Genomic DNA, 24,993 nt, shown 5'->3' with positions numbered 1-24,993 from the left:
GGGGATGTTCTATTAATGTTGACCTTATCCTGGAGTGGCCTGCTATGAATGAGACCCGAACCCGGGTTCTGCTGGGCAGCCCGATCCATCAAAAACCGGCTATTCTCGAGCAGTTTCTGAACTCTCTGCTGCGTCTGAACCTAACCAATATTGAGCTGCATTTCTATCTGATTGATGACAACCCGGACGAAGCTTCGAGTCAGCTGCTGCAGCAGTTCACCCAGAGCGGCAGAACGGTCTTCCTGCAGTCTTCAGGGTTTCATGATGCTTATATCCGCGATGATACTACCCATTTCTGGAATTCCAATCTGGTCTGGAAGGTGGCCGGGTTCAAGAACCTGATGATCCGGCGGGCCGAAGCCTTCGGTTATGATTATCTGTTCCTGATCGACTCCGATCTGATTCTTCATCCGGATACGCTGCTGCATCTGATCCGTACGGGCAAGGACATTATCTCCGAGGTGTTCTGGACCCAGTGGCAGCCGGGCACTCTGCTGCAGCCGCAGGTCTGGATGCATGACGAATACAACCAGTGGGAGGTTCTCCCGGGAGAGCAGCTCTCGCCTGAAGAGATCAACCGCCGCTTCCACGCCTTCCTGATGAAGATGCAGCAGCCGGGAATCTATGAAGTCGGCGGGCTCGGCGCCTGCACCCTGATCAGCAGCCGGGCTATTACTTCCGGTGCCAGCTACGACCGGATACACAACATCTCCTACTGGGGAGAAGACCGCCATTTCTGCATCCGTGCAGCGGCGCTTGGCATTCCGCTGTATGTCGACACCCACTACCCGGCGCTGCATCTCTACAGGGACAGCGACCTGCTCAAGGTGCCGGAGTTCATCCGGCAGACTTCGGGCGCGGAGGCTGGAGCGGGGCTGGAGTCGCCGGATGCGCCGGAGACGGGGCGTGGTGACGGGGAAGCGGAGCGGGATGCGCGGTATAGGGCGGAGCTTGAGCGGGAAGGGAAGGGCGAAGCGAACACAGGGCCGGATGGGCGGCACGAGGCGAAGCGGAGCGATGCCGAGTTAAATGAGGCAGAGCTAGGGCCCGAGGCGCGGGATGCGCCGGGGGCGGGGCGGAGTGACGCGGAGGCCGAGCGGAGTGACGCGGACGCTGAGCGGGAACGGAGGAGTGACACGGAGGCGGGGCGGGGCGATGCGGAGACTGCGCGGGAATGGCGGAGTGACACGGAGGCTGAGCGGGAACGGAGGAGTGACGCGGAGGCCGAGTTAAATGAGGCAGAGCTAGGGCCCGAGGCGCGGAATGCGTCGGGGGCGGGACGGAGTGACGGGGACGAGGCTGGCGCTCAGGCCGGCGGCGAGGAAACCGCTGCGCGCGAGGTTGCGCCTTCGGACAACGGCGGCGCGGCGGACCGTTCAGACATGCAGGGCGCTGTCGATGTAGCGCCCGTGGACAAAAGAGCGCTGGATGCAAGCGCGGAGTGGGATGCGCTGTGGACCGAGGCGGAGGCCCGGCGGCGCTTGTCCAAGGAGCCGCTGCCAGAGGGCGGCGGCGAGATCGAGCTGCCGGGCACTGGACTGGCGGCGGGCGCTGATGCAGATGCGGCCGACGGTGCAAATGCCTCAGGGCGGAGCGCCGCGCACGAAGCGGCGACCGGCTTCTCTGGAGCGGCTGCTAATTCAGCAGCTGTCCGGCGGCCCAAGCTGACGCTTACGATGATCGTCAAGAATGAGGGCTCGCGGTTTCTGCGGCAGGTTCTGCAGGAGCACCGCAAATATATCGATGAAGCCGTCATTATCGACGACGGCAGCACGGATAACACAGCGGATATCTGCCGGGAGGTGCTTCAGGGCATTCCGCTCCATCTGATACGCAACAACGTCTCCAGATTCAGCAATGAATCGGAGCTGCGCAAGCAGCAGTGGGAGGCGGTCCTTCAGACGAATCCGGAGTGGATTCTGAGTCTGGATGCGGATGAGATTTTTGAGGCCGGATTCCCGGAAGAAGTGGATGGCTTGCTGCGTACGGATAATTGCGACTTGTTCTGCTTCCGGCTCTACGATTTCTGGGATGACACTCATTACCGCGAAGATATGTACTGGCGGTCCCATCAGAGCTACCGGCCGTTCCTGCTCCGCTACCGGGAGGACTTCACTTATCTCTGGAACGATCTGCCACAGCATTGCGGGCGGCTGCCGGAGAATATTTTCGAGCTGTCCCATCAGTTAAGCAATCTGCGGCTGAAGCATCTCGGCTGGTCGAAGCCGGAATACCGGCTGGAGAAATATCTGCGCTATATGCTGCTGGACCCGGACGGCCAATATGGCTGGAAGGAACAATATCTGTCTATCCTTGACCAGCATCCTCATCTGATGCCCTGGAGCGAGTAGGCGGCGGGGAGAGTAGAGCTTCTATATAAACCACACTTAGGATTTCAGCCAAACAAGTAATCAATAACCGCTTAACCGCTACTGAGGCAGTGGTCCCGCCAAGCGTCTAATTGGGCTTTGAAGTTCATTCTGTATGGGGCAGGTATACAGGTAACAGGTATAAATGTTGTAAATATTACAACCCGGATTCATAAATAACCGGGTATGCGGGAGGATTGTTGTATGAAATACAATAATCCTTTCAGTTAGCCGCTTGCAGAAGATGAAATGCTGCATTTCCTGCAACAATTCTCGATTTGAGCCGATTTATTGAAGAAAATGTTGTATTTTCTGCAGGATTTAAGTCGAACGTCACAAGAAAAGCGTCCAGCCTTAAGGCGGAACGCTTTTTTCTTTGCCGCTTGCAGCTGCAGCCCTACGGAGGCATCGGCCGGGTCAGTTCACATTTTAGAGCGAGCCAACCGTCTTCGCAGATTCCGGTTTCACTATAGCAACAGTCAGCTCCCCGTCGGCTTCGTCAACCGTCATCACTGAGCCTTCCTCCGCTTCTCCGGCAATCAGCGCACGCGCCACCCGGGTCTCCAGGCTGCGCTGGATGAACCGCTTGAGCGGTCTTGCGCCGTACACGGAATCAAAGCCTTCCTCGGCAATGAAGCGGACGGCCTTGTCGCTCAGCGTAAGGCCGATGCCCCGTTCTGCCAGGCGCAGACGGAGACCGTTCACCAGCTTAACCACGATCTGCTGGGTTTCGCCCAGTGTCAGCGGTTTGAACATCACGATATCGTCCACCCGGTTAAGGAACTCTGGGCGGAAATGACCGCTCAGCTCCTTCATCACCCGGTCCTTAACCGCTTCGGTCAGCTCACCATTGTCATCGGTGCCCTGAATCAGATGCGGCGAGCCGATATTGGAGGTCATAATGATGATGGTGTTCTTGAAATCGACCACCCGGCCCTGGGAGTCGGTCAGCCGCCCGTCATCCAGCAGCTGCAGGAGAATGTTGAACACATCGGGATGGGCCTTCTCCACCTCGTCCAGCAGCACAACAGTGTACGGCTGGCGGCGCACCGCTTCGGTCAGCTGGCCGCCTTCTTCATAGCCGACATATCCCGGGGGAGCACCCACGAGGCGGGAGACACTGTGCTTCTCCATGTACTCCGACATGTCGATACGGATCATGCCGTCCTCGCGGTCAAACAGCGATACGGCCAGCGCTTTGGCCAGCTCGGTCTTACCGACACCGGTCGGCCCCAGGAACAGGAACGAACCGATGGGGCGGTTCGGGTCCTTGATGCCGGCTCTTGCCCGGAGCACAGCATCCGCCACCAGCCGGACGGCCTCATCCTGGCCGACTACCCGTTCATGCAGCGTATCTTCGAGCCGCAGCAGCTTATCCCGCTCGCCTTCCACGAGGCGGCTGACCGGAATGCCGGTCCAGCGCGAGACGATATCGGCGATCTCCTCTTCCGTCACGGCCTCGCGCAGCAGCCGGGTCTCCTGATCCTGCTGCGCGGCCTCCTCTGCGGCCTTCAGCTGCCGCTCCAGATCAGGAATTATGCCGTAGCTCAGCTCGGCGGACTTGTTCAGATCATAAATCTCCTGCGCATCGACCAGGTCCTTGCGCGCCTGCTCTAACCGCTTCTTCAGCTCGCGGATGCCCTGGATCGCCGACTTTTCCTTCTCCCAGCGGACGGTCATGCCCAGATGCTTCTCCTTGAGGTCGGCCAGCTCCCGCTGCAGGATTTCCAGACGGCGCTTGCTGGCATCGTCGGTTTCCTTTTTGAGCGCGGCTTCTTCAATCTCCATCTGCATCAGGCGGCGGGTCACTTCATCCATCTCACCGGGCATGGAATCAATCTCCGTGCGGATCATCGCGCAGGCTTCATCCACCAGATCAATCGCCTTATCCGGCAGGAACCGGTCGGTAATATAGCGGTTCGACAGAACACCGGCCGCGACGAGCGCGCTGTCATGGATCTTGACTCCGTGATGCACCTCGAAGCGTTCCTTGAGACCGCGCAGAATGGAGATGGTATCCTCGACATCCGGCTCGCTGACCAGCACCTGCTGGAAGCGGCGTTCCAGCGCCGGGTCCTTCTCGATATATTTGCGATACTCATCCAGCGTCGTCGCCCCGATACAATGCAGCTCACCCCGGGCCAGCATCGGCTTCAGCATGTTGCCCGCGTCCATGGCCCCTTCTGTCTTACCTGCACCGACAATCGTATGCAGCTCATCAATGAACAGGATGATCCGGCCGTCACTCTCGCGGATTTCCTTCAGTACGGCCTGCAGCCGCTCCTCGAATTCCCCGCGGTATTTGGCTCCGGCAATCAGTGCGCTCATATCCAGCGAGAAAATCGTCTTGTCCTTCAGCCCCTCCGGCACATCCCGGCGGACAATCCGGTGGGCCAGCCCTTCCACAATCGCTGTTTTCCCTACACCGGGTTCGCCGATCAGCACGGGGTTGTTTTTGGTTTTGCGGGAGAGGATACGGATAACCCGGCGGATCTCCGCATCCCGTCCAATCACGGGATCAATCTTGCCCGCCCGCACCTCGGCCACCAGATCACGGCCGTATTTCTCCAGCACCTCATAGGTGGCCTCCGGCTCCCGGCTCGTCACCCGCTGGTGTCCGCGGATCTCGGTCAGCACCCCGAGCAGCTTCTCCCGGGTAACGCCCCGGCCCGTGAACAGCCCGCGCAGCTCGCGGTTCCCGTTGCCCGAATCCGAGACCATCGCCAGCACGGCATGCTCCACAGCCACGAATTCGTCCTGCATCTTGGCCGCTTCCTTCTCGGCCTGCTCCAGCATGGCGATCAGCGCGGGTGAGGCATACCGCCGCATCGTGCCCGCTCCGCTTCCGCTTACGCTGTGCTTCCGCTGAAGCAGCACCTCCGTACCCTGCAACAGCTCGGCTGCAGGAATATTCATCTTCTGCAGCAGCCTCGGCAGCAGGCCCTCATGCTGCTGAAGCAGTGCCTTCAGCAGATGAAGATTATCAATCTCCTGATGTCCGCTGGCCGCAGCCAGGGACTGGGCCTCTGCGACGGCTTCCTGCAGCTTCTGTGTAAGCTTGTTGAAATCCATAAGATCATCGCCTTTCCTTAAATGTATGCCGCTGCAGCCCCAGCTGCAGCATTCCATATGTCAGTCAGCCGGATAACCGGCGTTATATATTCATCATTACCCCGTTGTCGCTCTGCGCCGCTGTGCCCCGCCGGGAGGCTGCCGTTTGGCTCCGGCCTGGAAGCTGCCGGAATCGGCCAGTTGGCGGTACAGCTTCTTCTCCGCTTCCGAGGTATCCGCCGGAATAACGATCTCGATCCGGAACAGGATGTCACCATTCGTTCCATTAGGACGCTTAAGCCCCTTGCCGGAGAGGCGCAGCGTTCGGCCGCCTGCCATACCTGCGGGGATCTTCAATTTCACCTGGCTGCCATCCGGCAGGGCCACCTTGGCTTCTCCGCCAAGCACAGCCTGCCAGGGGGCAATCTCTACCGTGCCGAGTAAATCCCCGCCGCCGTCCGGTTCATAGATGTCATGGGGCAGGAGATGCAGCGAGACCAGCAGGTCGCCTCCCTGTCCCGTCCCGCTTCCGCCGCCGGGAACCCGGATCACCGTCCCTTCGGACGAGCGTGCCGGAATCTGCACACTCAGGTCTTTGCCTGCAGCCTGAACGCTGATATTTCCGCCTTTGTAAGCCTGCTCCAGCGTAATCTCAAGCTGGGCCTGCATCGTGCTGAACTCATCCGTCCAAGGACTTCCCCCTTGGCGGACACCGCCGCTGCCGGAGAAGAAATCGAAGCCGGCGCGGTCCGCCGCCCCCCGGCTGCCGAAGAACATCCCGAACAGGTCCTCTTCGGGTATACTGCTGCCGGAAGCAGCGCCGCTGCTCCAGCCTGCGCCAAAAGGCGATTCCCAGGACGCGGAGGAGGCAGCCCCGCCGCTCCGCGGACCCCGTGCCCCGGCGTTGCCGAACCCATAGCGCAGCTCCTCATCATAGACTTTCCGCTTCTCTTCATCACCCAGTACTTCGTACGCTTCGGCCGCTTCCTTGAATTTGGCTTCTGCCTCCGGGGCTTTGTTGACATCGGGATGCCACTTCTTAGCCAGCTTCTGATAAGCTTTTTTGATCTCCTGCTTCGAGGCCTGCCTGCCGACGCCCAGAGTCTCGTAATAATTTGCCGCCACTGGTACCTCCTCCTTTCGTATATTGGGAACCTTACTCTATAGGTTATAGCATTCCGCCCTGTAACAAGCCTATTCCCGGTGCCGATGATTATTCACCAAGTCCGTTTCTCCGGGAAAAGACGCATCATAGCCGGTATCCCCACTACAATGCGCCCTGTATGATCATGCTATATGAAAAGCCCGGCGAAACCACTCTGCCGCAGGGGACCGGATAGGCCAGCGGCAGAAGCCGCTTAGCCCGGGAACCCCGCTGAACCCGGCTGCTTCAGCCAGACTTGGAAGTCCTGCTTCCTTCGCCTTCCTCCCCAGCATCCCCAGTGTTTCCGCTCTCCGCTTCCCCCGGAGAACCGCTCACTATGGAAGCTGTGCCTGCCTCTTACTGAAGCTGCGCGTCTGAAGAATGCCCGCCATCCTGAATTTCAATCCGTTTGCCCTGTGCCTTCTGCCGTTTCGGCACCTCCAGGCTCAGCACCCCGTCTTTCAATGAAGCACGGATACTTTCTTCCGCAATATCCTGAACGTAGAAGCGGCGCACATACTCACCATACCGCCGTTCCCGGCGCACAGTCTGATGTTCCTTGTTCTCCTCGCTGTTCTCTTCTTTGCGTACTGCCTTGATCGTCAAGTAAGGGCTGGTATAATCGATGTCGATTTCTTCTTTTTTGAAGCCCGGAAGCTCGGCCTCAATCAGATACGCCCCTTCACTCTCGCGGATGTCTGTCCGGAAGGACAGCGTGGAGCTTGTCAGCGGTGCAAAGAAATCATCATTAAACACTTCGTTAAGCGACTTAGCCAGCACACCAAAAGCATCATCTCTGCGTTTACCAAAAGGAACCAAATCAAACATTATCCATTCTCCTCTCATTTGACTTTGACTTTATTTGACCTATGGCTTTATTATAGTCGCCGGCTGCCCGGATGACAAAACTCATATAAGCCGAAAATCCGGTAAAATCCGGCGTTTCGGCTTGTTTTTTAGTATAAATTTTAACATTATTAATAATTTGACCTTATTTGACCTTAACCCTTTATTTCACATGATTTCTGGCTGTATCCTTACAGTCATAGTAAATATAAAGAACTAACACCTAAAATATAACAAGTAAATTAAAGTAATTAATGGGAATTGTCGATATAAACGTCATAGTAAAAATCCCGCAGCCAATGCGGATATGATGAGGTGATGAAGTGGCAAAAGCAGGACTGGGCATTATCTTCTTCGTCATAGGTTTTATTCTACATAGAACTTATGCAGCAGATCCTAACGTTATTATTTCTATTGTGATTGGAGGGCTTGCAGGAATTATCGGGTGGGCGACCGGCGGATTAATTAGGCCATTGCGCGTCAAGAAAGCTAGACCAGCTGATGATGAGGCCGCCGCTGCTTCCGAAGGGGTCCTGGAATCCTCAGACCAGCCCGCAGATGAATCAGAGCCTTCCGGCTCCGGAGGCTGGCTAGGACTTTTCGCAATAGGTATTGTTCTCTCCCTCTTCGCGGGTGTGCGAATGCTTTATGGTAATTTCTCCTTATTCGGCTCTGAAGGGCTTAAGCTTCTTACCGACCCTGACAGCAGTTACTACGTCGCTTCAATGCTTCCTAGTCTTGTGATAGAAACGGTATTAGTATGCATTCAGGTCGTAATGATCCTGTTCATTCTATACCTGGGTCTCAAACATAAAAGATTATTCAAATACATATCTATATCTTTCATTGTTTATAACATCTTACTTAATACCATAGATACCTTAATGTTCAGCCATGTTCAGACTACCCTTTCCGGTCTCATACCGGATGATACCTCTTATACGGATATCTTCCGGTCCTTCATTTATGCTGTGATCTGGATCCCCTATTTCCTGCGGTCAAAGAGAGTCAAGAATACGTTTATTTATTAACATTTTTGTACATAGTCTCTACAATTCTTCCGGACCTGCGGTATTGTTGAATCAGCTTTCGCAGGTCCGGTCTACCCTCCCTATTTCACATACCGCTCACGGTATTCGCTATCCAGCATGCCCATCATAATCACATCATGGTACTCATGGTTATAGTAGAGCGTCTGACGCCGCACACCCTCACGCACAAAGCCGATTGATTCATATACATGCGCAGCGCGGGCATTATAGCTATAGACCTCCAGCTCAATCCGGTGCAGATTCAGAATGCCGAAGCCGTAGTCCAGCATCAGCAGCAGCGCTTCCCGTCCATACCCTTGTCCCTGATGCCGCTCATCCCCAATAGCAATCCGCAGATTTGCACTGCGGTTGTCAGAGTCCATATCCTGAATGACGATATCACCGATGACCTCATCGTTCTCCCTCAAGGCAATCAGCAGCAGCACCGTACTGTCGTCCCCTGATTTGCGCGCGATATAATTCTCAATCTGCTCTTTGGTAATATGCTTCTTCGTTCCTGTAAGCCTGCGGACTTCCGTGCCGTAGAACATATGGTAATACATTTCGGCGTCTTCTCCATTAAGCGGGCGCAGATATACCTTTTCCCCTGTTAAAAGCCCTGAATGTCTGGTCATTCCCGTCATCTCCCGACTGTTGTTATAGCTCTTATGGTAATGCAGATCTGCATACTATAAAATATACAAAAACGTCTAATTTCAAAGGACAGATTCGAAGGTGTATGATGCTGCTTGTCCCAAATCTGAATGAGCACAGCGAAATTCCTTACTATATACAGCTCTATGATTATTTTGCAAAAGAGATTATCGGCGGCGCTCTCCCCAGTGGTACACGCCTGCCTTCCATCCGCCGCCTGGCGGCATTATGCGGTATCAGCGCCACTCCTGTCGAGCTCGCCTACCAGCAGCTGCTTGCCGAGGGCTTCATCGCCAGCAAACCGCGCAGCGGTTACACTATCCTGCCAGTCCATAGGAATGGCGGACCTGCAGAAGCCGAGGAGCGGCCACGTCCGGCTGTCCGTCCCATTACTCCGCGCGATTCGCGGCAATACGCATATGATTTCCACATGTCACGGAATGATTTCTCTTTATTCCCGCATAAAATATGGCGCAGCCTCTACCAGGAACAGCTCGCGAATCCGCACCTGCTCCAGTATGGTGATCCGCAGGGGGAGCCGGCGCTCCGCGAGAGCATCGCCGCCCATCTGCGGCGGTTCCGCGGGCTGCGCTGTACAGCAGAGCAAGTCGTGGTCGGCGGCGACCAGTATACACTGTGCTCTTTGTTATGCCTGATGCTTAATGAACGGGTGACCAGGCTCGGAATTGAAAATCCGGGGTATCACCTGCTGCCCGCGGCATTCAAACGCGGCGGTTATGAGATTATGCCCATTCCGCTGGAGGAAGACGGGCTGATGATAGAGAAGCTGTACCGAAGCGGGGCTGACGCCGTATACATCTCCCCGTCCCATCAGTTTCCCAGAGGCATGGCCATGCCGATAGCCAAACGCCTCGCCTTGCTGGACTGGGCGCGGTCAGCAGGCGGCTATATCATTGAAGATGATTATGACGGGGACTTCCGCTATCATGGACGGCCCATCCCTGCGCTTCAGGGGCTTGCAGCGGACAGTCCGGTAATCTACATGTGCAGCTTCGCGCAATCGGTAGCTCCTGCCCTCTGCCTTCATTATATGGTTCTGCCCGAGGAGCTGCTGCCGCTCTATCATAGCCTGAGAAGCGAGCTGTATCTGGAGCACTCAGCTTCGCGGCTGCATCAGATCGCGCTGCATTATTTTATAGAGAGAGGGCACTTCGAGAAACATCTGCGCAGGATGCGGCTGCTCTATCAGCGCAAGCATGACCTGCTTCTGCGCTCGGTCCAGCGTTATTTCGGCGATGCAGCAGCCGTCAGCGGACGGGATGCCGGATTTCATCTTCTCCTGACCCTGAAACCGCCCGCAGCGGGCAGTGCACGGGAGCTTGCTGCAGCAGCGGAAGCCGAAGGTATCCGTGTTACGCCTATGTCGTATACGTGGTGGGATAAGCCGGACTGCGATGAACCGGAATTCATTCTGGGCTTCGGCGGGATTGCCGAGGATCTGATTGACGAGGGAATCCGCAGGCTGGCGGAGATATGGCTGGGATAGTGAGACGTGGATGGAACGCAACGCAGAGCTTGACCAGACTCTTCATCTGCCATCCTTCGATCCGCTGACAGAGTCTATAGAATTTGTAGATAAACAGCTTATAACTGTTACCAAATAAAGTGTAGACTCTATCTATCTTGTCCGCCCGGGTTCCATCCGGATACATAAATACTTAATCATCAGCCCTGTCCCCCTACTTATATTGCGCCAGCATCCCCGCCAGCGTCCGCTTCACCTCCGCCACCAGCTCCGGCGGCTCCTGTACCGTGGCCTCATTGCAGAGGCCGATTACGAAACGCGCGAAGAAGCCCAGATCGCTCTGCGGGATTCCCCCCTCCAGCCAGCCCGTCCCATCCCCGCGGATATGCAGCAGGGGTGAGGACCATACCTCGGCTTCGCAGGCTTGTACGCCTCCATTCCCCAGTTCAACGAACAGCCGGACAAGACTTTTATCACCCTGCTGAGTTTGACTGCTGTAATCATCCTTATTGCCCAAATGGACATGCTTCAGATCAAGCGCTTCCGGCCCGGACTCGTCGTATCCGGCAGACTGAATCCGGTCGCAGCGGAATACGCGAATATCTTCGCGAAGGAAGCAATAGGCCGGACAATACCACAAGCCGTTATGGGCGTAAATGCCCACTGGCTGAATCCATCTCGCCTTACGCTGCCCCTTCGATTCATAATCGATCAGCAGCACCTTTTGACCGGTGGCCGCTTCCAGCAACAGAGACAGATAGGGGAACTCCGCCTGTCTCGCCGGGGTGAGGAAATCAATCCGGTTCTTCATCTCGTCAATCCGGTCACGGACATCGCCGGACATATAGTTATAGAATTTATGCAGGGCAGATAATGATTCTTCCTTGAAGGGGAGATACTTGTAGTGGCGCAGGGCATGGCTGGCGAAAAAAATCGCCACCGCCTCCTCCTCCGTGAACGCGATCGGCGGCAGAATTCTTTCGTTCAGCACCTGATAGCCTCCATGCGGCCCCACTTCGGAATAAAGCGGAACGCCTAACTCCCCCAGCTCCTGCAAATCCCTGAGGATGGTCCGGGAGGATACATTGAATTCGTCGGCCAGCTCTTTGACGGTGAATTTCCGCTTGCGGTTGACCGTCATCATCAGGTCCAGCAGCCTTTTGGATTTAGACATCAGCTTCACTCCATTTATTATTATATTCATGACAATACCTGTCACTATTATAGACTACACTATAATCAAAGCCGGTTAGTACAGGCAAATCAAATCCTAAGGAGCGATTTAGACATGACCCTGCAAGTAAATCCTTTTATTCTGGTGGACGGTACAGCAAGTGAGGCGATTGCCTTTTATCAGGAGGCACTGGGTGCTACGCTGCTCTTCAAGCAAACTGTGGGCGAAGGCCCGCAGAACCCTGACTCCCCGATGACCGAACAGGAAAAAGCGCGTATAGCCCATTCCGTCCTGCTGGTGGGTGAAACCAAGTTTTTCGTCGCAGATCAGGAAATTGGCCAGCCGCTGAGCCATGGCAATGCCATCACCATCTGTATCACAGCGGATACCGCGGAGGAAGCGCAGCAGCTGTATGACTCGCTCAAGGCAGGCGGAACGGTTGATATTGAGCTGGCTCCGGCTTATTTCAGCCCCGCCTTTGGCATGGTTACCGATAAGTACGGTGTATGCTTCCAGATCTTCACGAAGCGGGCGCAATAAAGCTCAAGCTGGCTGGGGTGAACCCTTCAGGCGCAGGATACAAAAAGCACTGTCTCCCGGAATCTCCGGTGAGACAGTGCTTTTGGCCGTCACGGCTCCGCACCTGCCGCGCGCTAATATAATGCCCGCCACAGATAAAATGTGGCGTAAGCCTCCCAGCCCTGCCAGGGCTGGGCCAGAACGAGCAGCTCCGCAGGCGTAGGCTTGCGGTCCATACCGGTGAGGAACTTGATCACGTTCTGCAGACCGACGTCGCCCACAGGGAACGAAGAGCTATCCCGCAGACAGCGCATGCGTACATACTGCGAGGTCCACGGCCCGATCCCGCGGATCTGCAGCAGCCGCTGCTCGGCGGCGGCCGGAGACGGAAGCGCCAGCAACTCTTCACGGCTCAGCTCTCCGCTTGCGATCAGCGAGGCTACTGTGAGGATTGTCTGTGCTTTGCTGCGGGTCAGCTGCAGGGCGCACAGTTCTTCGATCTGCACCTCCGAGAAGACCTCCGGTCCGGGGAACCGGTAGTAGGTCCGGCCTCCCCACTCCAGAGATTCTCCATACACTTCGGTCAGGCGCTGCTTCAGCCTGTAGGCAAAAGCCAGGTTCACCTGCTGGCCCAGAATCGCCCAGCATAACGCCTCGAACAGATCCGGAATGCCGATAATCCGCAGCCCCCGGTGCTGAATTGCCAGCGGCCGGAGCAGCGGGTCCGCTTCTGCAACCCGGTAGAACGGGGTAAGATCGCGGTCCAGATCGAACCACTCTACAATATAACGGGCCAGCCATTCCTGCTCCAGGACGCCGGGGACAGCGCCGTGCAGCCGGGTTACGCTCAGCCTGTTCCCTTCAGGCACACTTAACCGGATAAGGACCGGGCCGTCCTCCAGCTTGAACATCCGGGTCACTCCCGAGTCATCCGTCTGGAACAGGCATTCCAGCGGCGAACGGTTCATGTACTCCAGACAGGCGTCCAGGTTGAAATCCTCCGGCAGCGGCAGCTCAAAAAGCAAATCGTTCATGGCCCGCCGCCTTCACATTTAGAATCCCCTCCAGCTGAAGAAGCTCCTGCTTGAGCTGCAATCCGCCCCGGTAACCGGTTAAGGTACCGTTCGCACCGATCACCCGGTGGCAGGGCACAATGACCGGCAGCGGATTCTGTCCGTTAGCCGTGCCGACAGCACGGACCGCCAGCGGTCTGCCAATCCGTGCAGCCAACTCCTTGTAGGTTGCAACCTCACCATGCGGGATCGTAAGCAGCCCCCGCCATACCTCCTGCTGAAACGGAGTGCCCCATAAATCAAGCGCAAGACTATTGAAATCGACCGTATCTCCATCAAAATAACGGCGCAGCAGCTCTATAACCCCAAGCTGCTCAAACCTTCCGGCACCCTCCAGGAATTCATAGTCCGGAGCGTACATCTTCAGCCAGGCGGCGGGCAGCTGCCCTCCATCCTGCGGATAGGACACGCGGATAAGTCCCTTGCTGCTGGCCCATAGGGTCCACTCCCGATTCCCGAGATTCAGGGTATGGTGATATATCATGTTCCGGTTCGGACTCTGGTTTATATTCATATTCATCCTAATTTCCTCCCTCATTATGCTTACTGCGATACTCCGTAGGGGACAGACCGGATTTCTTGACGAACCAGGCTGCGAAGTGGGACGCGCTGCGGAATCCAACTGCCTTGCCTACATCGGCAATGCCTGTATCCGTCTCCGCCAGCAGCCTGCGGGCTTCGCCCGTGCGCAGTTCATCCAGTCTGGCAGCAGGCGACTGGCCGGTTACCCGCTTGTAGGTCCGCTGCAGATGGAACGGGCTGACCTTCAGCTGCTCCGCCATCGACTGCAGTGTCAGCTTGCTCCCGAGCTGCCCGTCCATAATGGCATCCGCCTGCGACGCCAGCACGGCATCCGGCCGGAGGGTGCCGCCTTCTTCGGGGCGGCATCTTTTGCAGGGCCGGAATCCCTCGCGGACAGCCTCCTGCAGGGAGCCGTAGAATACCACATTGGCTGCCTTCGGCGTTCTTGCCCGGCAGGAAGGCCGGCAGACAATACGTGTCGTCAGCACCGCTGTATAGTAAACACCGTCATAGGTCGGCTCACGCCGCACCACCGAATCGTAAATACGCTCAAATAATTGCGGCTCCATCCAAAATCACCTCTTACCGCCAGTATAAACGATTCGTTTTGGCTTATGCAGCATATTGGAATAGGAGAGCAAGATTACGACAGCGTGCAGGGGGAGATGCAGATGCAGATGTGCCCGTAGATGTACGTTTGCTGGCCTGCTGAAGTTACAGTGTTAAACACTTCGATTAGATAGTGATTCGCGCATCTCTCCTTGCGGACTGAGATTCCGCTAATTCTCAAAATCCGGGCTTTTTCCGCCCCACGCGGACTGAAAAGACCTTATCCCCTGCTGTAAGGAGTAATTTGAGGCGGAATTCGGGAAATAAAGGATCTGTAGTCCGCGACAGCTGCCAAACAGGTAATTTCAGCAAAATAACGGAACTCTAGTCCGCAAGCGGAGAAATGCCCTGGCTTTTGTTCGCGGCGGTCCAATCTGCAGTCCTCAATGTACAATTTGGTTGAAATACCCCTTATTCTATGCAATAATCATCGGCGATAAATAGAAATGGTTTCGATTGAAGTTGTTGATACGTATCAATTTAAAAGGAGGACTCAGAGGCTAATGCACCTGTCAGATATCCGCTACGAACGCTTCAGTAAGAAGGAACACTCTACCGCCAGAGAATTATTAACCCAGGATGCGGAGACTGGCGCAGACCTCCTCCGGGTGCTTGATGAAGAACCGGAAACGTTTATTTGCGCTTTTATTAAGGAAACACTTGTTGCACTGGCTCAAATGGAAGCGCCTACACACCAGTCGCATTTACAAGTGTTCGTCGCTCCCCGGTATCGCAGACAAGGAATCGGCACGGCAATGGTGCAGGCTGCCGAGACACAGTTGCAGGCAGGCGGAACCCGCACGGTCAGCACCTCTTCTCGTTCCGGGGCTCCAGCATCTCCCGGGTTTGCCCGTAAGCTCGGTTACGCTCCATACTACTCACTTGTTTATATGCAGCGGACCGGCGGTTTCTTTTCTCAGGAGGAGGCTCCCGTAAGGCTGTATACAGATGAGGACTTTCTTCCAGCCCACTCGCTCTATGCCACTGCATTTCATGAAATGCGCGTCCGTGTCGGCTGCTTCCCTGATTCCGTGGTTGCCCAGCCTAATGAAGGCAGACGAAACGCCTGGAAAGCGGATGCGGAAGACCGGTTTGTCTACGAATTCAATGGGGAAATCGCCGCTTACAGCCACCTTCACGGGAATGAAATCAGCAGTGTCAGCGTACGTTCAGACCTTCAGGGATGCGGGATCGGACGAGAGTTTGTGAAGTACCTATGCAATGAGATCTATCAGCGCGGCCATGCAACCGTCGTTCTGTGCTGTGTCGTTGGGAACGAAGCCCGGCAGCTCTATGACAGCCTTGGGTTTCAGGAAACGCATATTGTGGAATATATGAGAAAACCGCTGGGAAGCGTGTAAAAGGTCTGCACCAATTAAGAGTCTACAAAAGCGTTCTGCAACGATATTTTAGAGACCAGCTGCGGTACTAATCCCCTCCGGAAGTCTGGTCGCTTGGCTAAATGAATGACCACAAGTTGTAATCCACAATCCAACAGAGAACGGAGCGGTAAACAGTATGAGTAACCTGGGATCACGGAATATCAGTGTAGTAACGTTGTTTGTTGAGGATCTGCCGGACACCATGGCATTCTATCAGGAGGTTTTTGGTCTTGAAGAGGTGTACGCGGACGAGAATTCGGCCGTCTACGATTTCGGCAATATGAGCATCAATCTGCTGCAAATCTCTGAAGCCCCCGGGCTGATTGTGCCTGCTGCCGTTGCCGGCCGCGCCTCCGGATCACGGTTTCAATTCACAATCCGCGTGGAAGATGTGGATGCGGTATGCACAGAATTAACTGCACGCGGCGTAAGCCTGCTTAACGGGCCCATGAACCGGCCTTGGGGCATCCGCACAGCCAGCTTCGCAGACCCCGCAGGACATATTTGGGAGGTTGCTCAGGAGCTGGTATAAGCTGAGGCTACCGATGGACAAATCAAAGCATTCCCGGTCAGGAACAGCTCTGCCGGTTTCTCTACAATGAAATTGAAAGGAGAGGTGAGGATTTGGAAACGATCCGATTGCTTCAGCAGGCGATTGATTATGTGGAGCAGAACTTGAGCTCCGCCATAGGAGTTGAGGATATCGCCGGAGCAGCGATGACATCGAAATACCATTTTCAGCGCATGTTCCATGCCTTGACGGGCTTTACCGTTACTGAGTATGTACGCAACAGGCGGCTTACATTGGCGGCGGAAGAACTGGCCGGAACGGACAGCAAGGTGATCGATATCGCGCTTAAGTATGGTTATGAGACATCGGAGTCCTTCGCCAAAGCGTTCCAGAGAATGCATGGGGTAACCCCCCAAATGGCAAGAAAAAAGAACGTGAAGCTCAAGTCGTTCCCCCGAATCTCCTTTCAAATTCAGATCAAAGGAGAAACCGAAATGAATTACCGGATGGTGGAAGAGAAGGGTTGCCGCGTCATTGGAAAAGAGGTGATCGTTCATAAGGATGCTTACACAGAAATACCTGCATTCACGGAGAAAATCTGGAAGGACGGGACGCATGACCGGATTAACGAATTAGCCGGAAGATCCGCAGGTTCGCTGCTGTTCGGCTATTATTACGACTTCAGCGAGGACGGAACCAAACGTTATCTGATGGGAACTGAACTGCCGGAAGGACAAGAGGTCCCACAGGAGCTTGACACCCTGACTGTACCTGATCAGACTTATGCCGTATTTGATAGCCGTGATACGTTTCCGGATGACGCGGAGATGGGACTTGAGATTCTGAATGTGTGGCGAAGAATTTATTCCGAATGGTTCCCTTCGGCAGGCTTTGAGCAAGTGGAAGGACCGTGCATGGAGAAATACTACTGGACCGATGACAGCCATGAAGAAGCAATCTGCGAGGTGTGGATTCCGGTGGCCAAGAAATCACTGAGTGGTGATTAAGTGGAAAAACGTATCTTAATATGAAGAAATTTAAGTGCTGTTTTTCCAACTGTTGTTTTAATAGGCGCCCTTCGTTAATCAGCAAGTGGAGAAAATCCAACTATTTCCGGACGATTCAATGTTCGCTCGTTCCCGTCTATACTTTAAAAAAGCCCTCCGGAAACAGCCATAGCGGCGGTTTTCAGAGGGCCTTGTCAATGTAATTCCTGCGGCTTAGCGTGCAGAAACCCAAACTTATATATATTCAATCAACGTTGTTATACGACGTACTATACCGCTGCTTCCTGAATCTTAGCATCTATAGGACCCTCTGCTGCCGGCGGGTTCTTTTTCTTCATATAGTCGGAATAGTAGGCGGTTATGATTGGAACAAGAATGGACGTTACGATAACCGAGGCGGCTACCAGCGCCGTGGCTGTCTGGGCTGCGGGCAGGAACTCCGGCTTCATGTTCGCCACCAGCATAGGGTTGGCGACAGCAGCTCCGGCAGTACTGGAGGCAGCAAGTCCGGCGGTGCCGTTACCGCGGCCGATGAATTTGTCGGCCAGGATCAGCGGAACACCTGTAATAATGATAACCACTACACCAAGCAGAATGCCGAGCAGGCCAGTGTCAACGATAACGCCGAGGTCAATCGAGCTGCCCAGTGCGAAACCGAAGAACGGAATAAGGGTCTGTGTGGCTTTGCCGAAATAAGCACGCAGGTCATGATCCAGGTTACCCAGGATGAAGCCGATCAGGAACGGAAGCACAGCGCCGATGAAGAGATGCGGTTCGAATACGGCAACCCCGGTGCTGCCCAGAATAAGCATCGTTACAAGCGGACCGGATTCGAGTGACATCAACACGAATGCTCCGGATTCTTCTTTGGTACCATACTGCTGCATGATGGAAGCGTACAGGCCGCCGTTGGTCATATCCATGGCGGAGATGATCGCGAGGACTGATAATCCGGCGAAGAAGCCGGTTTGCACACCGCCCTCAGGCAGGAACTGGATCGCGATCATAGCTACAACCCATGCTACAGCAATCTTGGTTAATACAAGCGTACCCGATTTGCGGAGTACCGTTCCGGTTGCTCTTACATCAATCGCTGCGCCCATACAGAAGAACCATACGGCCAGAATCGGCACAGTTCCTGTCATCAGGCCTTTGGTGAAGCCTCCGAAATATTCGCCTGCATCAGGAAAAGCAGTGTGTATGATCGCTCCCAGGAACAGTGGAACCAGCATCATTCCGCCGGGAATCCGATCTAATGTCTTTTTAATTTTCATATGATTACCATACCTCTCTTACTCATAATGAGTTTATATAATATTGAATATAATGCTTATTTTTCCTTATGAAGGCGCAGCAAACCAGCCCCAGCAAATTCCCCGTTCACTACAATCCTGCTAGTCAGCAAGCGGGTTTCCTGAGATCCCTTTGCCTGATGGCGCTTTCACATTTCGTACAGGTTACCTGCGGCTTAGTCCGAGCTCCGGGATCATTTTGGCGAATAAATCATCGCTTTCCTTAAGCTGTTTCGAGAAGGCTTTACCGTCCTTCACCAGCAGTCCAAGTCCGTTCGACTTCATATATTCGCGGAAAGCCCTGTCCTCGGTCCCTTTGATAAATGCCCCGGCCAACACTTCCGCAATGGCATCCGGCGTATCCTTCGGCACAGCAAGTCCTCTCCATGTACTGGTGAAGTTCACATGTATTCCGGTCTGCTCTTCCAGAGTCGGCACATCCGGCAGCGCCTCTGAACGTTTATCGGCGTTAACCGCCAGTGTCCGCAGCTTGCCTTCATCTACATACTTCTTCACCTCGGCGGGACTGACCGGCACCGCGTCCACGAATCCGTCCATCAAAGCGGAAACGGCTGGCCCTGCGCCTTCAAAAGGAATATGTGCAAACTTCACACCTGTCTCCCGTTCCAAGGTTACGGCGGCCAAATGCCAAATGCTCCCCGTTCCTGCGTTTCCCATTTTGAGTTCCTCTGGATGCGCTTTCGCAAAGTCGAGAAATTCATTAACGTCTTGCCATGGCGCGTCCTGTCTTACGGTAATGGCGGAAGGATCAAAATTCGTCTGTGCGATGGGTTTGAACTTCTCATAGGTAATCGGCAATAGTCCCAGATGGGGAAGAATCGTCAGCTCGGCCGGCAAAAAAGTGACGGTATAGCCATCGCCCTTAGCGCCCGCGCCTTCCATCAGTCCTACTGAACCTCCGCCGCCTGTCCGGTTGACCACAATAATCGGCTGGCCCAGCACCTTCTCTGTCGCTTTGGCGAGTGCTCTTGCCGTGGTATCTGTTCCTCCGCCTGCAGCATAGGGCACGATCAGTGTAATCGGCCGCTCGGGAAAATCGGTGCTGGCATTCTTCTGATCCGCATCGCCCGTCAGTTGAATGAAGGTTCTAAGGATTAGCAGAACTGCGAGTACTGATGCTGCCCAGATTCCTATTTTGGTTGTCCGCTTCAAAACCATCCCTCTTCTCTATTAACAGTAATCGGGCAGCCTGCTGAATCTCACGCTGGCCCTGCGCCCGCTGCTTCACCCCCCGAATTCTCTGAGCATCAGCCGCCCTTCCAGGAAGCTGTGAAAGTTTTCTCAAATAGAACTTTATCGCATTCGGGGGTGTTCCTTCAATCGTATAATCTTATTCTGAATCCTCAGAAACGCCGGAATGGCGCGGTTTTGGCCGATCTGCATACTCTTTGGAAGATTTGCTGTTCTCCCGGAACTTGCCCGGAGTCGTTGATTTAATCTTGCGGAATACACGGATGAAGCTGTTCTCATTCTGGTAGCCGACCTGCAGCGCAATATCGGCGATCCGCAGGGTGCTGTCCTGCAGCAATTCACAGGCTTTATCAATTCTGAGGTTGGTCAGATAGTCATACACGGTTGTTCCGGTCTCTTCCTTGAAGATAGTACTCACCGAGGACACCCCCATATTCACATGAGAGGCGATATCCTGAAGTCCGATATTGAACTGCAGATTCTCTTCCATATACTTGATGAGATTCTGTACAAGCAGGAATTCCTTCGATTGCCGGTGCGCTCCGAACGCACCGGCCATATGAACAGCAATGCTGCATAGCATGTCCTCAATCTCGTGAAGCTCCATCGTCGACACCTGATGCCAGGTGTAGTCAGCCAGCTCGGCAGGCAGCGGATATCCCCCGGCCGCTGCCATATGCAGAATCTCCTCCAGCAGGTCATCGACGGTGCGGAATACTTTTTGCGGCTGAATTCCTTTCTTACGGGTCTCAGCCGACCATCTGCGGATCCACTCCTGCGCAGCCCGGGCGTCCGAAGACTTCAGGGCACTCAGCATTTCCTGCTTCCAGGCATCATCAGCCGCCCCGCTGCTCTCTTCATATTTGTTCTCCGCATGTGAATACACACGGACATGGGCATAGCCTTCATATAACCGGTAGGATAGAGCCAGCTGTGCCTCTGAATAAGAACGCGGCACCTGGGCAATCGCCCCGGCCTGCTCCCCGATGCCAATGGACACCGATATATTCAGCACTTCAAGAATAAGGTCGGCCAGCTTACGCGCATCTGTATATAACGGCTTCTCTTCGCGGCCTTTGGCCTGCAGCAGGATGACCAGACTGTCCTTCTGCGGTGCCGCAATAACGGTCCGCCACGAAGCTTCGAAATACTCGTGCACCATATTGATCATTGCGTACTTGAGCAGCATCTGATCTTCTTCTATGAACCCCGCCGCCCATTGGGTATGCCGGTCTATGGACAAGGCGAGCGTCTCGAACGGACCTTCCGTCCAGCCGGTAAAATAATGTTCAAATTTCGTCTGCGTCTCCTGGGTGCCGATACTTCGCGTAATCAGGTCCTGCACGAACTTGGAACGCAGCTCCGGCAGGCTCCAGTCTGCGACCAGCGATTTGCTCTGGAAGTCACCGACCAGCTTGCCGATAACCGGCTCCAGATCATACAGATTGCCTTGCCCGGCCGCCTTCTGTTCGGGAAGCAGCAGCTTGTTAATCCGCTTGAGCGGCCGGAAGGCCGCGAAATTATAATAATAAATAGCGGATAGACCTACGGCGATGGAGATCAGGGACAGCATCAGCATCATATTGCGCGCGATCTTCACATTCTTCAGCAGCTGCTCCATCGGTACCAGCGAAATCAGCCGCCAGCCGGTCACATTCGAGAAGGTCTGGTTGGCCATATAGGCCTGGCCACCGATCCGGACATGGGCAAACGGGCTGACATCAATATCCTTCAGTACATTCTGCATGTCCGCCAGCGGGAACGGAAGGTTCAGCTTGGGATAGATCAGTTCCCCCTCCAGGTTGTACACCAGCTGATAGTTCGAGAGATGGGTATACATTTTGGAGAAAAGCATATCGTAATCGAGATCGATCAGCACCGCACCGGTCACTTCCCCGTTCTCTACAACCGGCCGGGCCAAAGACAGCAGCTCTGTTTCTCGGAGACGGGAGTCGGTGCCGGTGTACAGCCTTCTTTTGATCAGAAGCGGCTTCTCCTTAATCTCCCCGATCCAGGACTCCCAGGCATGCTCCGGCGCATTCTCCCAGGAGGATACGTAGCCGTAGCCGCTGGAGAGGACGGAATGATCCTTGAACTTGATCACGCTGATGGCATGCACATCCGGCTCTGTCGCCAGCGTCTTGAGATATTCCTGCGGCTCTGCGGCAATGCCGGCATTGTCCCCGGTAGCGGCTTCTATATATTTCAGTACAGCCGGGTGAAAGGATAAATCGACCGCTTTGTTATCGGATTCGCGGAAGGCCCGGTTCGTCACATCTACGTTAATCTGCAGCAATTCGACATTCGGTGTATTGAGCTCGGTATCCAGTGCGTTGCGGTACTCTCTATAGGAGAATAACCCGATCAAAGTGATCAGAAGCGAGACTCCTGCCGTCAGCATCAGAATCAGCCGGTTTTGTTTGTTGTTCAGCAGATATTTCAATTTAAATCGCAGCATTTCCTTAGCTTCATCCTTCCGGCGTTCTCTCTTGGTCCAGACCTTAGAGTAGCATGTTCACCTATACTTCAATATGGAGCATGTCATACCCTTTAAGATTTTAAGCATTTACGGATAAAATACACAGAAATGATATAATGAAAGGAATGATTCAATCCGAAACGACGCTGCCGTCCTGTTTGCAGGGGCAGTACTGTTTCAACACCAATCTGCTACAGGAGAACGATTGCGATGCAGCCAAATTATGCCATGGATGATGCCGGATGGGACAAGCTCATCTCGGATGTGGCCCGGATTTTTGATGATCTGACCCTTAAACGGGGGTTTCAATATTATAAACAAAAACGCGTGCATGCCTTCCAGATGAGGACGGACAGGAAAATCATGTCCATCGTTGAAGGCCGGGAAGATTATATGGTTGCCGTTGAGCTGGAGCATCTGCTGGAGAGCCGCTGCGACTGTCCGGTATCCGGCCCGTGCAAGCATATGGCCGCTGTGCTGATGTACTACGCGGAGCTTCAGGGCAAACCTGTACATTCGATCGCCAATGCCAAGGCACTTGTGGACATTCCCAAGATTCCTTCTGCCCCTGCTCAAGGAGTTCCGGGACGGCGCGGGGAACAGCTTAAGAAGCTGGAGGCGCTTATTCCAGAGGCCACTGTGCAGCAGTGGCGTGAATATATGGCACTCCTCATAGAGCCCCTGGCCCATACCGTGCGAAATCCGCAGTATGCCGACCGGGCGCTGGCCGCCATTTCCGGGGTCCGCCCCAAGCTGTCTCCCGCTGCCGGCCAGCTGTTCAAGCTTCATACCCATCTCTGTGTGCTGGAAAGCTTAGTTAAGCCTGGAGGACAGCCGCTCGCGGCGAACCTCTCCTCACTTGGTTATTCTGTCGGCTACTATACTTCAATTGCGATTTCCGAGCTGCAAAAGCATATCACGGACATGATGAAGAAAGGCCTGCCGCTGGCGGAGGCCCCTGAAGAATGGCCCAGAGTCTATGATACAATCGCCTATCTGCGAGGCGAGATGCTGACGGAAGCCCGCGACCGTTCGCGGGATCAGCCCTACTTTTCTTACTGCTATACCCTGCTGTGGACAAATTGGATTACGCCGAATCTAAGCGGACCGGAGCTGTATGCCGAAGAGCTGGAGCACCTGCGGCAGGCCGGGAGCGACTTAAGTACCCAGGCTTCCCGCCATGCCCGGCTGCTGGCTGAGAGCCGGATGTATTATTCTCTGCATGATGATGCTGCCGCCATGGAACAGCTGCGCGCAGCAGCCGAGCGGCCCGGACTGCACCCGGAGGAACTGATAAGCTTCCTGCCCCCGCTGGCCGAAGCCCGGCAGTGGACACGCCTCACGGCATGGCTGGCGGAGATTGGCCCGCTGCTCAGCAGCCGGCTATATAATCTGCAGGAGTACGCCGGGTACTGGGATGAAGCAGTCCGTCATCTGCCCGAAGCCGAGCCCCGGATGTGGGATACGCTGGCCGGTATGCTGCCGCTGTCGCGCGAGATCTATGAAGAGCAGCTGCTGACCTACGGCAAATGGCAGGAATGGATGGATATGCAGTTATCGGCCGGGCGGCAGCCTGCCGACTTCCGGGTCAGCGACCTGCAGCCGGTGGAGAAGAATGCACCGGAGCTGCTCCTGCCGTTCTATCATCAGGCTGTGGAACGATTCGTGCTGGACAAAAACCGGCACAGCTACAAAGCAGCGGTGAAGCTGCTGAAACGTCTGTCCAAGCTGTATAAGAAGCTGAAACGCGAAGCACGCTGGGAGGAATTCCTCGAAGCCTTCACGGACCGGCACAGCCGGCTGCGCGCTCTTCAGGAGGAACTGCGGAAAGGAAAACTGATTCCATGAACACAATGATGCGCAATATTACGGTCCAGCTCGCCTTAAGCCAATATGGCGACGCGCTGATCTACGGTGTAGATGACCGGGATGATTATGTACCCGGCGTCCAGTTGAAGCAGATGCTGTTCGCCTGGCATGAAGAATCCTTCTATGGAACGGAGCTTACTACTTCGAAGGCGGATGAGGTCGAGCTCGTGGTGCTTCCTGCCGAGCAGGTGATTCCGTTCTTCGCCAGCCTGCGGCTGCTCCGGCATGTAGGCTGGAGCTGGCAGGGCGATGCCCAGCTCTTGAAGCGGCTGGCCCCGCTGCTGGCAGAAATGCTGGATAACAAGCAGTATGCTCCCAGCTTCTCCGCCTACCGGGAAGGCCAGCTCAGCTGGGCCTGGGAGGAGAAGCTGCTGGCTGAAGCCGCCGAAGGCAACTGGGACGATGCTGCGGCGCTGCACAGTCTCCAGGGCCGCAGCGGGTTCGCCGAAGGTCTGCGGGCCGCCTTCTCTGCGGCGGTCTTCCAGCGCTATTACGGCACCGATGCGGAAGCCGGTGACCTGCGCAGTGAGTTCCCGCTGCTGTTCAGCGCTAGCCGGAGCAGTGCGGCCGGGATGGACGAAGACAGCTGGCTGATGTCCATCGGCTGGAAGGCAGACACCGCGCCGTTCCGGCCGGTGCTGCAGCTGCTTGAACCAGACGAAGAGCTGCCGCACTGGCGGCTCCAGCTACTCCTGCAGGACAAGCGCGACGAGTCCGCGCTTGTGCCGCTGCGGCTCACCGGGGACGGCGAGCCGCATGGCCT

The 24,993-nt window shown here is 55.1% G+C and carries 20 protein-coding genes and 1 pseudogene; 9 read left to right on the top strand and 12 right to left on the bottom strand.

Features of this window, described 5'->3' with window-relative positions; all coding sequences use genetic code 11:
* The first annotated feature begins 44 nt into the window (after positions 1-44).
* Entirely contained in the window at positions 45-2,351 is a 2,307-nt protein-coding gene (locus QW71_RS41345; RefSeq protein WP_063776448.1) for a glycosyltransferase, read from the top strand.
* A gap of 447 nt (positions 2,352-2,798) precedes the next feature.
* On the opposite strand, the gene clpB is transcribed toward QW71_RS41345, so the two are convergent.
* From clpB to QW71_RS15565, 4 genes are all read right to left on the bottom strand, one after another.
* Positions 2,799-5,441: an ATP-dependent chaperone ClpB gene (clpB, locus tag QW71_RS15575; RefSeq protein ID WP_039299990.1), complete on the bottom strand. Its 2,643-nt coding sequence runs from the start codon at positions 5,439-5,441 to the stop codon at positions 2,799-2,801.
* A gap of 96 nt (positions 5,442-5,537) precedes the next feature.
* Complete coding sequence (locus QW71_RS15570; RefSeq protein WP_052770045.1) at positions 5,538-6,545, bottom strand: DnaJ C-terminal domain-containing protein; 1,008 nt, start codon at positions 6,543-6,545, stop codon at positions 5,538-5,540.
* A 162-nt stretch (positions 6,546-6,707) separates the two neighbouring features.
* Positions 6,708-6,857 (bottom strand): hypothetical protein, encoded by a 150-nt coding sequence (locus QW71_RS40485; RefSeq protein WP_160311810.1) that lies wholly within the window; start codon positions 6,855-6,857, stop codon positions 6,708-6,710.
* Positions 6,858-6,921: 64 nt separating this feature from the next.
* A complete protein-coding gene (locus tag QW71_RS15565) occupies positions 6,922-7,392 on the bottom strand; it encodes an Hsp20/alpha crystallin family protein (RefSeq protein WP_039299988.1) in 471 nt (156 codons plus the stop codon).
* A gap of 341 nt (positions 7,393-7,733) precedes the next feature.
* On the opposite strand from QW71_RS15565, the gene QW71_RS15560 reads away from it, so the two are divergent.
* On the top strand, positions 7,734-8,441 hold the full coding sequence (locus QW71_RS15560) for a DUF2569 domain-containing protein (protein WP_039299985.1): 708 nt from the start codon (positions 7,734-7,736) through the stop codon (positions 8,439-8,441).
* 80 nt (positions 8,442-8,521) lie between these two features.
* Here the strand turns inward: QW71_RS15560 and QW71_RS15555 are convergent, their stop codons facing one another.
* Positions 8,522-9,076: a GNAT family N-acetyltransferase gene (locus QW71_RS15555; protein WP_047013795.1), complete on the bottom strand. Its 555-nt coding sequence runs from the start codon at positions 9,074-9,076 to the stop codon at positions 8,522-8,524.
* Between the two features lie 104 nt (positions 9,077-9,180).
* Here QW71_RS15555 and QW71_RS15550 point away from each other — a divergent pair, with 104 nt between their 5' ends.
* A complete protein-coding gene (locus tag QW71_RS15550) occupies positions 9,181-10,602 on the top strand; it encodes a PLP-dependent aminotransferase family protein (protein ID WP_306766045.1) in 1,422 nt (473 codons plus the stop codon).
* A gap of 193 nt (positions 10,603-10,795) precedes the next feature.
* On the opposite strand, the gene QW71_RS15545 is transcribed toward QW71_RS15550, so the two are convergent.
* Positions 10,796-11,755: a YafY family protein gene (locus QW71_RS15545; protein WP_039299978.1), complete on the bottom strand. Its 960-nt coding sequence runs from the start codon at positions 11,753-11,755 to the stop codon at positions 10,796-10,798.
* Between the two features lie 114 nt (positions 11,756-11,869).
* Here QW71_RS15545 and QW71_RS15540 point away from each other — a divergent pair, with 114 nt between their 5' ends.
* Entirely contained in the window at positions 11,870-12,295 is a 426-nt protein-coding gene (locus tag QW71_RS15540) for a VOC family protein (protein ID WP_039299976.1), read from the top strand.
* 113 nt (positions 12,296-12,408) lie between these two features.
* Here the strand turns inward: QW71_RS15540 and QW71_RS15535 are convergent, their stop codons facing one another.
* Genes QW71_RS15535 through QW71_RS15525 form a run of 3 tightly spaced genes read right to left on the bottom strand, consistent with a single transcriptional unit; the run spans position 12,409 to position 14,438 of the window.
* Complete coding sequence (locus QW71_RS15535; protein ID WP_039299973.1) at positions 12,409-13,308, bottom strand: DNA-3-methyladenine glycosylase; 900 nt, start codon at positions 13,306-13,308, stop codon at positions 12,409-12,411.
* On the bottom strand, positions 13,289-13,867 hold the full coding sequence (locus QW71_RS15530) for a methylated-DNA--[protein]-cysteine S-methyltransferase (RefSeq protein ID WP_039299971.1): 579 nt from the start codon (positions 13,865-13,867) through the stop codon (positions 13,289-13,291). The genes QW71_RS15535 and QW71_RS15530 overlap by 20 nt, the downstream gene beginning before the upstream one ends.
* A 1-nt stretch (position 13,868) precedes the next feature.
* A complete protein-coding gene (locus QW71_RS15525; RefSeq protein WP_039299970.1) occupies positions 13,869-14,438 on the bottom strand; it encodes an Ada metal-binding domain-containing protein in 570 nt (189 codons plus the stop codon).
* A gap of 543 nt (positions 14,439-14,981) precedes the next feature.
* Between QW71_RS15525 and QW71_RS15520 the strand changes: the two genes are divergently transcribed.
* The 3 genes from QW71_RS15520 (at position 14,982) to QW71_RS15510 (ending at position 17,378) form a co-directional block, all read left to right on the top strand.
* Positions 14,982-15,839: a GNAT family N-acetyltransferase gene (locus QW71_RS15520; protein WP_039299967.1), complete on the top strand. Its 858-nt coding sequence runs from the start codon at positions 14,982-14,984 to the stop codon at positions 15,837-15,839.
* A 157-nt stretch (positions 15,840-15,996) separates the two neighbouring features.
* On the top strand, positions 15,997-16,392 hold the full coding sequence (locus QW71_RS15515; protein ID WP_039299964.1) for a VOC family protein: 396 nt from the start codon (positions 15,997-15,999) through the stop codon (positions 16,390-16,392).
* Between the two features lie 92 nt (positions 16,393-16,484).
* Positions 16,485-17,378: an AraC family transcriptional regulator gene (locus QW71_RS15510; RefSeq protein WP_039299962.1), complete on the top strand. Its 894-nt coding sequence runs from the start codon at positions 16,485-16,487 to the stop codon at positions 17,376-17,378.
* A 269-nt stretch (positions 17,379-17,647) separates the two neighbouring features.
* Here the strand turns inward: QW71_RS15510 and kdgT are convergent, their stop codons facing one another.
* The 3 genes from kdgT to QW71_RS15495 all read right to left on the bottom strand — a co-directional run bounded on the left by kdgT (position 17,648) and on the right by QW71_RS15495 (position 22,340).
* Entirely contained in the window at positions 17,648-18,652 is a 1,005-nt protein-coding gene (gene kdgT, locus QW71_RS15505; RefSeq protein WP_039299959.1) for a 2-keto-3-deoxygluconate transporter, read from the bottom strand.
* 183 nt (positions 18,653-18,835) lie between these two features.
* A complete protein-coding gene (locus QW71_RS15500) occupies positions 18,836-19,849 on the bottom strand; it encodes a tripartite tricarboxylate transporter substrate binding protein (protein ID WP_039299956.1) in 1,014 nt (337 codons plus the stop codon).
* Positions 19,850-20,021: 172 nt separating this feature from the next.
* Positions 20,022-22,340 (bottom strand): helix-turn-helix domain-containing protein, encoded by a 2,319-nt coding sequence (locus QW71_RS15495; protein ID WP_039299953.1) that lies wholly within the window; start codon positions 22,338-22,340, stop codon positions 20,022-20,024.
* A gap of 231 nt (positions 22,341-22,571) precedes the next feature.
* On the opposite strand from QW71_RS15495, the gene QW71_RS15490 reads away from it, so the two are divergent.
* Positions 22,572-24,209 carry an SWIM zinc finger domain-containing protein gene (locus tag QW71_RS15490; RefSeq protein ID WP_039299950.1) on the top strand — a complete coding sequence of 546 codons (1,638 nt, stop codon included), beginning with the start codon at positions 22,572-22,574 and terminating at the stop codon, positions 24,207-24,209.
* Positions 24,206-24,993, top strand: a pseudogene (locus QW71_RS15485) (ATP-dependent helicase); the annotation flags it as partial. The gene QW71_RS15490 and the pseudogene QW71_RS15485, both read left to right, overlap by 4 nt.

This window comes from Paenibacillus sp. IHB B 3415, assembly GCF_000802655.2.
In the GTDB taxonomy this organism is placed as follows: domain Bacteria; phylum Bacillota; class Bacilli; order Paenibacillales; family Paenibacillaceae; genus Paenibacillus_AQ; species Paenibacillus_AQ phytohabitans.
This window is presented reverse-complemented; position numbering and strand designations above follow the sequence as displayed.

Coding starts and splice junctions, on each gene's coding strand:
- QW71_RS15565 (WP_039299988.1), bottom strand. CDS start 7,392: ATGTTTGATTTGGTTCCTTTTGGTAAACGCAGAGATGATGCTTTTGGT.
- QW71_RS15545 (WP_039299978.1), bottom strand. CDS start 11,755: ATGTCTAAATCCAAAAGGCTGCTGGACCTGATGATGACGGTCAACCGC.
- QW71_RS15490 (WP_039299950.1), top strand. CDS start 22,572: ATGCAGCCAAATTATGCCATGGATGATGCCGGATGGGACAAGCTCATC.
- QW71_RS15495 (WP_039299953.1), bottom strand. CDS start 22,340: ATGCTGCGATTTAAATTGAAATATCTGCTGAACAACAAACAAAACCGG.
- QW71_RS15525 (WP_039299970.1), bottom strand. CDS start 14,438: ATGGAGCCGCAATTATTTGAGCGTATTTACGATTCGGTGGTGCGGCGT.
- QW71_RS15515 (WP_039299964.1), top strand. CDS start 15,997: ATGAGTAACCTGGGATCACGGAATATCAGTGTAGTAACGTTGTTTGTT.
- QW71_RS41345 (WP_063776448.1), top strand. CDS start 45: ATGAATGAGACCCGAACCCGGGTTCTGCTGGGCAGCCCGATCCATCAA.
- QW71_RS15550 (WP_306766045.1), top strand. CDS start 9,181: ATGATGCTGCTTGTCCCAAATCTGAATGAGCACAGCGAAATTCCTTAC.
- clpB (WP_039299990.1), bottom strand. CDS start 5,441: ATGGATTTCAACAAGCTTACACAGAAGCTGCAGGAAGCCGTCGCAGAG.
- QW71_RS15555 (WP_047013795.1), bottom strand. CDS start 9,076: ATGACCAGACATTCAGGGCTTTTAACAGGGGAAAAGGTATATCTGCGC.
- QW71_RS15520 (WP_039299967.1), top strand. CDS start 14,982: ATGCACCTGTCAGATATCCGCTACGAACGCTTCAGTAAGAAGGAACAC.
- kdgT (WP_039299959.1), bottom strand. CDS start 18,652: ATGAAAATTAAAAAGACATTAGATCGGATTCCCGGCGGAATGATGCTG.
- QW71_RS15540 (WP_039299976.1), top strand. CDS start 11,870: ATGACCCTGCAAGTAAATCCTTTTATTCTGGTGGACGGTACAGCAAGT.
- QW71_RS15500 (WP_039299956.1), bottom strand. CDS start 19,849: ATGGTTTTGAAGCGGACAACCAAAATAGGAATCTGGGCAGCATCAGTA.
- QW71_RS15530 (WP_039299971.1), bottom strand. CDS start 13,867: ATGAATATGAATATAAACCAGAGTCCGAACCGGAACATGATATATCAC.
- QW71_RS15535 (WP_039299973.1), bottom strand. CDS start 13,308: ATGAACGATTTGCTTTTTGAGCTGCCGCTGCCGGAGGATTTCAACCTG.
- QW71_RS40485 (WP_160311810.1), bottom strand. CDS start 6,857: ATGCTGGGGAGGAAGGCGAAGGAAGCAGGACTTCCAAGTCTGGCTGAA.